Source organism: Frankia sp. AvcI1, from assembly GCF_001420875.1.
Lineage (GTDB): Bacteria > Actinomycetota > Actinomycetes > Frankiales > Frankiaceae > Frankia > Frankia alni.
The window spans coordinates 94,769-105,150 of sequence record NZ_LJFZ01000031.1 but is presented as its reverse complement, the minus strand read 5'-3'; the positions used below and the strand labels follow the sequence as shown (position 1 = coordinate 105,150).

Genomic DNA, 10,382 nt, shown 5'->3' with positions numbered 1-10,382 from the left:
AGGGTGTTCGGCCGCGTCGACTGCGCCGCGATGTACCCGCCCTCGGTCCGGAACCACTGCGCCGACCGGCGCAGGTAGGCCGCCGCGTCAGGCGGGAGCGTCGCCGGGTCCGCCGTGAGCGCACGCTGCGGGGCGATGTTCGTGAGGTGCAGGGCGGCCACCCGGTCCGGGCGGTCGGCCGCGAGGATCTCCGCGACGGTGCCACCCACGTCGCCACCGGACACCGTGNACCGCGGGTAACCGAGCTCGTCCAGGGCGTCCGCGACGATCCCGGCGATCCGGTTGACCGACATACCGGGACTGGTGAGCGGGGGCGCGAACGGGAAGCCCGGCAGCGCGGGCACCACCACGTGCAGGTCCGCGAGCAGGGGCAGGACGCGCTCGAACCGCAACACCGAGTCCGGCCAGCCATGCAGCAGCACGACAACCGGGGCGCCGGGATCCGCGGACCGCTGGTGGATCACACGCAGCTCGGTGCCGCCCGCCTGCACCGTCGCCCAGGGGAACTCTCTGATGNGGCGCTCGTGCGCGCGCCAGTCGTACCCGTTCGCCCAGCGTTCGAGCAGTTCGTCGAGGTGGGTACCGCTGATGCCGCGCGTCGGGTCGTCACTCCACGGGGTCGTGACACGCCGCGTCCGCCGGAGTCGTTCCCGGAGCTCGTCGTTCATGTGTATCAGCATACACATGATGTGTACTCTCATATACATGACTATCCGCAATGCGGCTGCCACGAAGCAGCGGATCCTGGAGCACGCGCAACGCCAGTTCGCCCAGTACGGGTACGCGGCGATCACGGTCAGAGGCGTGGCCGACGCGGCCGGGGTGTCGCCCAACCTCATCACGCGCTATTTCGGCGGCAAGGACGGNCTTTTCCTGGCGGCAACCCGGGTGGAGATTCCCGTCTCCACCTCCTTCGACGGCGGCCGTTCCGCGCTGGGTGNGCGCCTCGCGGCGAGCATCGTCCAGCGCTGGTTCGGTGTGTCCGGAGAGGATCCCCTGCTCGTGCTGCAACGCGCGTCCGGCGAACGCCCGGAGGCGGCGGAGGCCCTGGCCGCCTTCCTCGACACGAACTCGCTGGAGCCGCTGCACCGCTACCTGCGCGACACCGGCCTGGACGACGCGGACGCCCACAGCCGAGCCGCGGCGATCGACGCCTTCGTACTCGGCGTCTCGACCCGCCGCCGGGTCCTGCGTTCCGAACTCGGCGACCCCGCCGATCTCCAGGCCTGGCTGGGCGCCACCATCCAACGCCTCGCCGACGGGTGACGCACGACAGTACTGATCAGGGCGCTACCCCGAGGTTCGGCGGTCGGTGGCCGGGGCGGCGGCGGTGGTCCCGACGGCAGGGACGGTGACCCTGGCGTCGGCGTCGGCGTCGGCATCGCGGACGGTGAGCCCGACGTTGTCGAACAGGTGCGTGCCGGTGAAGTCGGCGGACACCAGCAGCCGCAGCTCGCCGGCCAGCGGATCGACCCGGGCGAGCGTGGTGGCGTCGACGACCTCGGCGTAGTCGACGGGCGCCACCGCCGAGATCCGCCGCCGCAGCAGGGACCGGATCGCCTCCGCGTCCCGTTCACCCGCCTCGACGGCGGCGACGGCCGCGGTGAGCGCCGCGTAGAGCGTGGGGGCGGCGGCCCGGTCCGCGGCGGACAGCCGGCTGTTGCGGCTGGAGGCGCACAGCCCGTCGGCGAGCCGGACGACGGGACACGCGACGATCTCGGCCCGGATCGACAGGTCCACGACCATCCGGCGCAGCACCGTCAGGGGCACCCAGTCCTTCTCGCCGGTGTACGCCCGACACGGGCCGACGATGTTGTAGTACTTGGCCAGCGCCGTGGCCGCCATCCGCAGGAACGACGGGTCCTCGGCGCCCTCCCACGGCGCGGCGAGCTCGTCGGCCGGCACGACGGCCGTGCGCACCGGCAGAGCGGGGTACATCTCCGCCACGGCCGGGCGGAACACCAGGTTCACCCCGGCGTCGAACGCGAGGGCGGCGTCGGCGTCGAAGTCCCGGTCGTAGGCGGGGACCGCGTCGGAGGTCACGCCGGGGACCGGGGCCAGGAACAGCGGCATGATCGACAGGTCGCACTCGGCGGCCATGCGCCGGATCACCGTCAGGTGACCCTCGTGCAGGGCGCCGCTCGTCCCGAAGAAGCCCACCCGTCCACCGGCGGCGCGCACCGCGTCCGCCGCCGCCCGCACCTCGGCGATCGTGGTGACCGTGCGGCCGGAACCCGCGAGGCTCCCGAGCCCTGTACCGATCCCGCCCCCGTTCCCGCTCACGGCGTGGCCTCGCCCAGGACGGTGTCACTCGACGTGATCATGGGCAGGTCCAGCACGGAGACGCAGCCGGGCGGCGCGGCGACCAGGGCGGCGAGCACGTTGATCGCCCGGGCCGCGTTGAGCTGGGCGTTGGCCGCCGCCGCCGCGGTCCCCTCCGGCCAGCTCAGGGTGGCGACCAGCGGCGGGGAGGCGTCGAGTTCCACCGTCCACGCCGGCTCCCGCTCCGTCTCGCGCCAGCCGGCGCCGAGCTTGAGCACGGCGGTCTGCTCGTTGGTGATCGTCAGGTAGGCGCTCGGCCCGCTGTAGGCGGTCCAGGTCCAGCGGACCCCGGCGACCGTGCCCGCCTCGACGGTCAGGCCGCTGCCGGGAAGCGTGACGGTCTCGGTCGCCAGCGCGGTCCGTTTGTCCGTCTGCTCGATCCGGGTGAACGGGACGTGCAGCGCCGCGGCCACCATCCTCGCCGAGGATGTCATCAGCCACAGCCAGCCGGCGTCCAGCGCCGTGGCGCTCTCGGTCTCGCCGGGTGGCAGCCCGAGGCCCAGACCGTCACGCAGCTGCGCGGCGGACGGGTAGTGCGCCACGTGATTGCGCTGGACGGCGTCGATGTGCCGGACCGAGCCGGTGTAGCCGGTCAGGAAGATCGGCAGGACGTCGCTGATCAGGCCCGGGATGTTGCCGCCGGCGGCGAACGTGGCGCCGCCCGCGCGGNAGGCGTCGGCCAGCAGGGCCTGCTCCGGCTCGCCGTCGAGGAAGTAGCCGCCGAGCCCGGTGTAGACGTTGATGCCGGCGGCGAGCAGCCGGGCGATCGACGCGGGGTCGTAGCCCTGCGCGCTCCAGATCGCCGCGTCGGGAGCCAGCGNGATGATCTCGTCGAGGCTGCGGGTGGTGGTGATGCCGAGCGGGGGGATGCCCACCACGTCACCGGCGTCGCGACCGGCCTTCTCCGCGCTGTGGACCAGGACCCCGACGAGCTCCATCCGGGGGTGGCGGGCCAGCCGGCGGACGTTCTCGGCGCCGACCCCGCCGGTGAAGCACTGCACAACCTTGATCATCGCAGCGCCACCACCTGGGCGTCGGTGGCCTTGCCGGCGTCGAACCGTTCGAAGATGTTGCTGCTCGAGCACACCGAGATCAGCGGCGGGAGGGCCGTGCCGTCACAGGTGAAGGTGATCCCGTGCCCGATCGGCAGCGGCACGTTCTTCGCGCTCTTCACCGCCGCGATGACGGCGGCGGGGCTGACGTCACCGCGGATGCCCTGGGCCGCCCGGATGAACGACATCATGCNCTGGTAGCCGATGCCGGCGTAGCCGCCCGTCGGGGTGTCCGGCGCGTACCTGGCCATGACCGCGTCGTAGCGCCGCACCTCGGGGTCATCCTTGCTGATCACGTCGTACGGGGTGGCGACCTGGGTGCCGTCGATGGCGGAGCCGACCGCGTCCAGGACGCTGCGCTCCACGCAGGGTTGGGTGATCAGTTTGTCGGCGCTGGTGCCGACGGTCTCCAGGGCCTTGATGACGCTGATGCACACCNTCGACTCGCCGATGACGGCGACCGCGTCGGGCTTGCGCCGNAGCGCCGCACTGACGATCGGGGTGGCGTCCGGGGTCCCGGCCGGGACCGTGGCGACCGTGAAGTCCACCCCGGCGGCCTTGAACGCCGGCGCCCCAAGCTGCTGGGCGGCACCGATGGCGGACGGGGAGTCGATGACGAACGCGGTGAACGATCGGTATCCCTTGTCCTTGGCGTACTTCGCCCACGCCCGCAGGATCGACGGGAAGCCGCCCGTCCAGACGAACGAGGCGGGCGAGGTCAGCTCGGGGGCCGTCGCGCCGTTGGCGGTGATGTACGGGATGNCGGCCCCGGTCACGATCGGCGCGATCGTCGCGCCCAGGCCCGTCGAGGTCACGACCAGCGCGTCCGCCTTCGCCTCGACCACCTTGTTGGCGCAGGTCCGGGCGGTCGCGACGTCCTCCCGCGTCGGGCAGGTCAGCACGATCTCGATCCGGTGGCCGCCGATGCCGCCGAGATTGTCGTTCGCGTAGCTGACCGCCGCCCTGGCCGCCGCGGTCGTCTCGGGCTGGCTGATCGCCGCCCCACCCTCGTTCGTGATGATCGCGACGCGCACCGGCGCCGACGCCGACGGCTTCGTGCCGGGAAAGAGGCTCGGGTCCGCCGACGCGGCCGCTCCCCCCGCGGCGGAACCGCTCGATCCACAGGCGGCCGTCGTCAGGACGAGCGCAGAGAGCACCGTGCCGGCCAGCGCGCGCGGGACGAGGCCCGCGCGCCGTAACGGGATGATCGACATCGTCGGTCCTTTGCCTGGGAGTCGGGTTCTCCGCCGGGCGGTCGGCCTGTGNCGGACGTCACAGCGTTGATCCAGGAAGGTAGAACTCCCACGCCACCCAAGTCAACGTTCGTTAGCCATCAACCCTGCAAATCATCACGCTAGCCCTGTCTGATCAGGTTTGGAACTTGACAGTTGACCACTGGAGCAAACGAACGTTAGCCTCCTCTTCGCACCCATCCCGTTCCGCCTCGCCTCGCCTCGCCTCGCATCGCATCGCATCGGAGCAGGCCAACCATGAGCGTCGGCATCGCCAGTGCCGTGGGCACCTTCACGACCGCGGAGTTGGAGACCATCCCCCCGGGACCGCACGACGTCGTCGTCGCGGTCGGCGCCAGCGGGATCTGCGCCAGCGACCACAGCGTGCTCGCCGGCCACCTGCCCTTCGGGCTGCCGTTGGTGCTCGGGCACGAGTTGGCCGGACGGGTGGTCGAGGTCGGTACGGACGTCAGCCGCGTCCGCGTCGGCGACCGCGTCGTCGGGGCATCGATCCCCNCCTGCGGGCGGTGCTGGTGGTGCCGCCGGCACCNGAAGTACCTGTGCGCGCAGACGCCGGCCATCTGGGCGGCGCCGCGCTACCGGACCGACGGCGGNCATGCCGTCAGCGCGTTCTGCGGGCTCGGCTCCTTCGCCGAGACGACCACCGTGCACGAGCTGTCCGTGGTCCCGGTCGGCACCGACCTTCCCGACGAGCAGCTCGCGCTGATCGGCTGCGGCGTCGTCACCGGTGCGGGAGCGGTCTTCAACACCGCACGGGTCTCCCCCGGCGACGAGATCGCCGTCGTGGGCGCCGGCGCCGTCGGACTCGCCGTGATCCAGGCCGCCGCCATCGCCGGGGCGAGCCGCATCGTTGCGATCGAACCCGTCCCGGCCAAGCGTCGGCTGGCGGCGGACCTCGGCGCGACGGACGTGCTGGACCCGACGACCACCGACGACGTCGTCGGAACCGTCCGGGACCTCACCGCCGGCCGCGGGGTCGACGCGGCGTTCGAGGCGGCGGGACGCGTCGACACGACGCTGGCCGCCTACCGGATGACCCGCGCGGCGGGAACCGTCGTCGCCGTCGGAGCGGCGGAGGCGACGGCGGTCCTCGCCCTGGGCGCCTGGGAGCACGTCAGCAGCGGCCGAAACTTCACCAGCGCGGTGTACGGCTCCGCCGACATCGACGTCGACTTCCCGCTGCTGGTGCGCCTGGCGGAGGCCGGCCGCCTGAACCTCGAACGGCTCGTCTCCACGCGCATCGGCCTGTCGGCCGCCGACATCACCGCCGCGTTCGCCGACACCGAGTCCGTCCGCTCCGTGATCCTCCCCTGACCGCCCGACGAGAACGGCACCGCCGCCGTTCCCCGCGAAAGGCTGACATGACACTCTCCGGCAAGACCGCGCTCGTCACCGGCGCCGGCCGTGGCATCGGCCGCGCGATCGCCCGTCGGCTCGCCCGCGACGGCGCGGCCGTCATCGTGAACTACGCGAGCAGCGCCGAGCAGGCCGCCAGCCTGGTCAAGGAGATCGAGGCGGCCGGCGGCGACGCCTGGGCGGAGCAGGCCGACGTCGCCGATCTGGCCCAGATCGACGATCTGTTCACGCGAATCCAGGCCCGCACCGACCGCGTCGACGTCCTCGTCAACAACGCCGGACGCGGGGCCGGTGGCATGCCGGCCCTGGCCGCGACGACGCCGACCATCTACGACTCCACCTTCGGCCTCAACGCCCGCGGCCTGTTCTTCGTGACGCAGGGGGCGGTCGCGCTCATGCCCGACGGCGGGCGCGTCATCAGCATCAGCAGCGGCAGCTCGTCGACCCGCCAGCCCGGACTGTCGGCCTACGCGGGCAGCAAGGCGGCGATCGAGGCCTTCACCCGCGTCTGGGCCACCGAGCTGGCCCCCCGCAAGGTGACGGTGAACGCGGTGGTCCCCGGCATCGTGGACACCGATCTGATCCGCAACGGGATGACTCCACAGCTCGCCGAGCACTACGGCAGCCTGGTCCCGCTCGGCCGNCTCGGACAGCCTGAGGACATCGCGGACGTGGTGGCCTTCCTCGCCGGCGACGACGCCCGCTGGATCACCGGCCAGTGCGTGACAGCCAGCGGCGGCGCCTGACCGACAGCCCTGATCCCGTGCCCCTGATCCCGTGCCCTGGTCCAGTCGGCCTGGGCCAGTCCCCCTGATCCAGCAGCTCGCCTGCCTGCTGGATCCAGCAGCTCGCCTGCCCGCCGCCCGCCATCGCAGTCAGGAGCGCCGTCGTGCACGTCACCGTCGAGTTCCCCGTGTCGGACCCGCACTACAGCCCCGAGCTGGTGACCGCGGCGGGGGTCACCCGGGTGGTCCAGGCGGCCGAGCGGCTCGGCTACGCGGCGGTCGCCTTCACCGAACACCCGGCGCCGTCGACGAAGTGGCTCAGGTCGGGCGGGCACGAGGCGCTCGACGTCGTCCCGGCGCTGGCGTTCTGCGCCGCGGCGACGACGCGGCTTCGCCTCATGACGTACCTGCTCGTGCTGCCGTACCGCAATCCCCTGCTCACCGCCCGGGCGGCGGCGACCGTGGACATCCTGTCCGCGGGCCGGTTGACCGTCGTCGTCGGAACCGGCTATCTGCGCTCGGAGTTCCGGGCCCTGGGCGTGGACTTCGACGAGCGCAACCAGCTGTTCGACGAGGCCCTCGAGGTGCTGCGGGGGGTGTGGAGCCGCTCCCCCTTCGACTACGAGGGCAGGCACTTCACCGCCGCCTCGATCGCCTCGCTCCCGATGCCCGTCACGCCGGGCGGACCGCCGATCTGGGTCGGCGGCAACAGCGCCGTGGCCCGGCGCCGGGCGGCCCGGGTGCAGGGCTGGAGCCCCCTGATGATCCCCGACGCGATCGCCGGCACGACGCGCACGCCCGCCCTGACGACGTTCGCCCAGCTCAAGTCGGCGGTGACGGAAGTCAACGAGCTTGCCTCCCGGGAGCGCGGACGGGACGTCACCGTCGACGTCCAGCTCCAGTCCCTGCAGAGCACGTGGCTCCAGGACCCGAACGGCTCCCCCGACGAGCACCTGGACTTCCTGGACCAGGCCGCGGACGCGGGCGCCACCTGGTTCGTCGTGCAGCCCCCCGGACACAGCGTCGCGGCCTGCATCGAGGCCCTCGAGCGCTATGCCGAGGTCGTCCACCTCACGGGCGAGTCCTGAGCTGCGTCGTGTACNCGATCTGATTCGCGCTTGCCCGTGCCCGTCGGGGTTCAGGCGGAACCGTGCCGCGTAGAGTGATCCCTCCGTCACCTGCCTCGGGGAGGGAAAGATCGCGGGGATTCCGGGCGGTTCCCACGCGGCGCACATCGGGGCGATGTCGGTGTCCCTGGGGCTGTCCCTGCTGGGGCTGGTGCCCGCTCTCCTCGCCGGGAGCATCCTTCTCGTCCCGCTCGCTTCGACGCGGCCCCGCGGTCGACGGCAGCGCCAGCAGCGTCGGGCGCGCGTACGGGTCGAACGGGCCATGGTCGCGCTCGCACCCCGGCCGGATCTGTTGCCGGCCGATCGGGTCACGGAGAACTGCTGCGGCGGGAGCTGGCCAGGATCTACACCTCGTCCGCGGCAGCGGACCAGGTGCTGGCACGGGTGGATTATCCCCGGGAACAGCGTCCGAGCATCGACTATCACCGGCCCGACGTCGCCTGGCGGGAGATATTCCATGACTTCGAGCTCGGAGTCGTCGCGGACCCGTATCGGCGCCTNCTCGCCGGAGCGCTCGAAACCTACGGCGCGAATGTTGTGCTGCGGGACCTGGCGCACCGACACGGCGCTCCCGTTCCGCCGGCGCGGGCGCCCCTGCGACGGATCACGAACTCGAAACGATGGCTGCGCCGCCCGCCCGTCTGACGTCCGAGATGATGACCACCGCGGGCCAGCCGCCCCGGCAGGGCCCGCCCCGAGGCCGGGTTCGCCGTCGATCTCGAGCGGCATGTGGCGCAGCGGACAGCGGAACGGGGACTCCGGACGGCCCGGCTAGAGTTACGACGGTAGTACGGGGGGCCACACATACTCAGGGAGCACACGCATGACCTCTGCCGTCGAGAGCATCGAGGCGACGGGCGTTCCCGGCCTCGACGAGGCCGGGCGCGCCCTGCTGTTCACCGAGGCCCGGACGGCGAACGCCTTCGCGGACACCCCGGTCAGCGACGAGGAACTCGCGGGCATCTGGGAGCTCACCCGGTGGGCGCCGACCAGCGCCAACCTGCAGCCGCTGCGGGTGACCTTCGTGCGCACGCCCGAGGGCAAGGAGCGGCTGCTGCCGCTGATGGCCGAGGGCAACCGGGTCAAGACCGCCTCGGCGCCCGTCACCGCCATCCTCGCCGTCGACTCGCGCTTCCATGAGCACGCCCCCACGCTGCTGCCGATCCGGCCGCAGATGAAGGACGTACTCGAGGCGGACGAGTCCCTGCGGACCACGATGGGCCAGTTCAACGCGCCCCTGCAGGCGGGCTACTTCATCCTCGCCATCCGCGCCCAGGGGCTCGTCGCCGGGCCGATGGCCGGCTTCGACGCCGCGGCGATCGACGCCGAGTTCTACCCGGACGGCCGGTGGAAGTCCGTGCTCGTCGTCAACATCGGCCACCCCGGGGAGAACCCCTGGTTCGACCGGCTCCCCCGGCTCGACCCCGCCGACGTCGTCCGCTGGGCCTGACCGCCGGCGCGGGCTGAAGAAGGCCCGGGTCCAGCGTCTCGCGTCTCCGCATCATCGCCGACGGCCACGTCGCCCCCAGGGCGACGAGCCGTCGGTGATGGTCCGCATCGAGAACTCCGGACCACTCGTTACCAGAACGGCCGCCTGCTGGGGACTAGTTCTTGGGGGTGGTCATCCCCGGAGCCCTTGCCGTGGTGATGGAGACGAGTGAGGTGTACGCGACGACGTTGGACTGATAGCTGTGGGTCCGGGTGTCGAACACCCCTCCGCAGGTGACGAGTTGCAGCGCACTGTAGCCATGCGATCCGTATACCTGGCGTGCCGGAAACTGCCGTTTCGGATACATCCTCACCGCGCTGACCTCGAAGTGCGCGATCGTGCCGTCGGCCAATGTCACGTCGACCCGGTCACCCGCATTCAGGTACCGCAGCCGGAAGAAGACCGCCGGACCGCTGTGCGAGTCGACGTGACCCAGGATGACCGCCGAGCCCATCTGCCCGGGCGAGGGCCCGAGCCGGAACCAGCCCGGTTCCCGAAAATCGGTGGGTACCTGCACCGTGCGATCGGGATTGAGCCCCAGCGCGGACACCGGAACCTCCACCCCGATGGCCGGAATTCGCAACGCGACCGGAGTCGAGCGGACCGCCGTACTCACGGCCCGCCGTCCGTTCCCCCTGTTGTCGGTGGCCGCAGGCGGCCGTGCGGCCGAGGATTCCTCCGAGCCTTCCAGAACGGTTCGATGGCCGCGCAGGCCCGCCTCGAAACTCCCTCCCGCGATGAGCAGGAGCACGGCGGCGAGCGCCCACCAACGCCACGCCCGGCGCCGAACGNCCTCCGTCGCCCGGGCGGAGGTCATTCATCGCCGTCCCGCTTACCGCCGTTCACCCCGTCCTGGCTCGAACCGTCATCGGTGAGAAGTTCACGGCGCCGTCGGCCGGCGAACCCGATCGCGAGGCCGGCTCCCATCACGGCCATCGCGCCGATGGCCAGCTGCGTGCGGCCACTCGTGTGAGCCGCTCCCCCGGCACCTGTCTCCGGATGCCCCGCGGGGATGACCTCACCACCGGTGCCGGCGCCTCCGGCACCACCAGCCCCGG

The 10,382-nt window shown here is 72.1% G+C and carries 9 protein-coding genes and 10 pseudogenes; 7 read left to right on the top strand and 12 right to left on the bottom strand.

What is annotated here, in order from left to right; genetic code table 11:
* From UK94_RS65550 to UK94_RS65540, 3 genes and pseudogenes are all read right to left on the bottom strand, one after another.
* A pseudogene (locus tag UK94_RS65550) lies at positions 1–228 on the bottom strand (epoxide hydrolase); the annotation flags it as partial.
* Position 229: 1 nt separating this feature from the next.
* Positions 230–516: pseudogene (locus tag UK94_RS65545) on the bottom strand (epoxide hydrolase N-terminal domain-containing protein); the annotation flags it as partial.
* Between the two features lies 1 nt (position 517).
* Positions 518–668, bottom strand: a 151-nt coding sequence (locus UK94_RS65540; RefSeq protein WP_235489881.1) for an epoxide hydrolase N-terminal domain-containing protein, incomplete at its 3' end; no start/stop codon positions are given.
* Between UK94_RS65540 and UK94_RS65535 the strand changes: the two are divergent.
* Both UK94_RS65535 and UK94_RS65530 read left to right on the top strand, forming a co-directional pair.
* Positions 667–866 (top strand): annotated as a pseudogene (locus UK94_RS65535) (helix-turn-helix domain-containing protein); the annotation flags it as partial. The gene UK94_RS65540 and the pseudogene UK94_RS65535 overlap by 2 nt on opposite strands.
* A 75-nt stretch (positions 867–941) precedes the next feature.
* A pseudogene (locus UK94_RS65530) lies at positions 942–1,266 on the top strand (TetR/AcrR family transcriptional regulator); the annotation flags it as partial.
* A 24-nt stretch (positions 1,267–1,290) separates the two neighbouring features.
* Here UK94_RS65530 and UK94_RS25705 read toward each other — a convergent pair.
* From UK94_RS25705 to UK94_RS65495, 7 genes and pseudogenes are all read right to left on the bottom strand, one after another.
* Positions 1,291–2,283, bottom strand: a complete 993-nt coding sequence (locus UK94_RS25705) for a pantoate--beta-alanine ligase (protein ID WP_011606544.1) — start codon at positions 2,281–2,283, stop codon at positions 1,291–1,293.
* Positions 2,280–2,930 carry a hypothetical protein gene (locus UK94_RS65525; protein WP_268761624.1) on the bottom strand — a complete coding sequence of 217 codons (651 nt, stop codon included), beginning with the start codon at positions 2,928–2,930 and terminating at the stop codon, positions 2,280–2,282. Before UK94_RS65525 ends, UK94_RS25705 begins: the two co-directional genes overlap by 4 nt.
* Positions 2,931–3,143: 213 nt before the next feature.
* A pseudogene (locus UK94_RS65520) lies at positions 3,144–3,335 on the bottom strand (hypothetical protein); the annotation flags it as partial.
* Positions 3,332–3,567, bottom strand: a pseudogene (locus UK94_RS65515) (ABC transporter substrate-binding protein); the annotation flags it as partial. The pseudogenes UK94_RS65520 and UK94_RS65515, both read right to left, overlap by 4 nt.
* 1 nt (position 3,568) lies before the next feature.
* Positions 3,569–3,812 (bottom strand): annotated as a pseudogene (locus tag UK94_RS65510) (ABC transporter substrate-binding protein); the annotation flags it as partial.
* Positions 3,813–3,854: 42 nt separating this feature from the next.
* A pseudogene (locus tag UK94_RS65500) lies at positions 3,855–4,136 on the bottom strand (ABC transporter substrate-binding protein); the annotation flags it as partial.
* Position 4,137: 1 nt separating this feature from the next.
* Positions 4,138–4,588: ABC transporter substrate-binding protein (locus tag UK94_RS65495; RefSeq protein ID WP_235489850.1), on the bottom strand; the 451-nt coding region annotated here is incomplete at its 3' end.
* A 633-nt stretch (positions 4,589–5,221) separates the two neighbouring features.
* On the opposite strand from UK94_RS65495, the gene UK94_RS25690 reads away from it, so the two are divergent.
* From UK94_RS25690 to UK94_RS25670, 5 genes and pseudogenes are all read left to right on the top strand, one after another.
* On the top strand, positions 5,222–5,941 hold a 720-nt coding region (locus tag UK94_RS25690), incomplete at its 5' end, for a zinc-binding dehydrogenase (protein WP_235489848.1).
* 47 nt (positions 5,942–5,988) lie between these two features.
* A pseudogene (locus UK94_RS25685) lies at positions 5,989–6,626 on the top strand (SDR family NAD(P)-dependent oxidoreductase); the annotation flags it as partial.
* 1 nt (position 6,627) lies between these two features.
* Positions 6,628–6,729 (top strand): SDR family oxidoreductase (locus UK94_RS65490; protein ID WP_235489874.1); only part of this gene is annotated, 102 nt, incomplete at its 5' end.
* 143 nt (positions 6,730–6,872) lie between these two features.
* Positions 6,873–7,796 (top strand): LLM class F420-dependent oxidoreductase, encoded by a 924-nt coding sequence (locus tag UK94_RS25680; RefSeq protein ID WP_055751869.1) that lies wholly within the window; start codon positions 6,873–6,875, stop codon positions 7,794–7,796.
* An 862-nt stretch (positions 7,797–8,658) separates the two neighbouring features.
* Complete coding sequence (locus UK94_RS25670; protein ID WP_011606556.1) at positions 8,659–9,285, top strand: malonic semialdehyde reductase; 627 nt, start codon at positions 8,659–8,661, stop codon at positions 9,283–9,285.
* A gap of 154 nt (positions 9,286–9,439) precedes the next feature.
* Here the strand turns inward: UK94_RS25670 and UK94_RS25665 are convergent, their stop codons facing one another.
* Positions 9,440–10,075 carry a class F sortase gene (locus UK94_RS25665; RefSeq protein ID WP_235489847.1) on the bottom strand — a complete coding sequence of 212 codons (636 nt, stop codon included), beginning with the start codon at positions 10,073–10,075 and terminating at the stop codon, positions 9,440–9,442.
* 62 nt (positions 10,076–10,137) lie between these two features.
* Positions 10,138–10,382, bottom strand: a pseudogene (locus UK94_RS65485) (hypothetical protein); the annotation flags it as partial.

Bases quoted from the DNA above. Each gene is read 5' to 3' on its own strand.
- UK94_RS25670 (WP_011606556.1), top strand. From the start codon at position 8,659: ATGACCTCTGCCGTCGAGAGCATCGAGGCGACGGGCGTTCCCGGCCTC.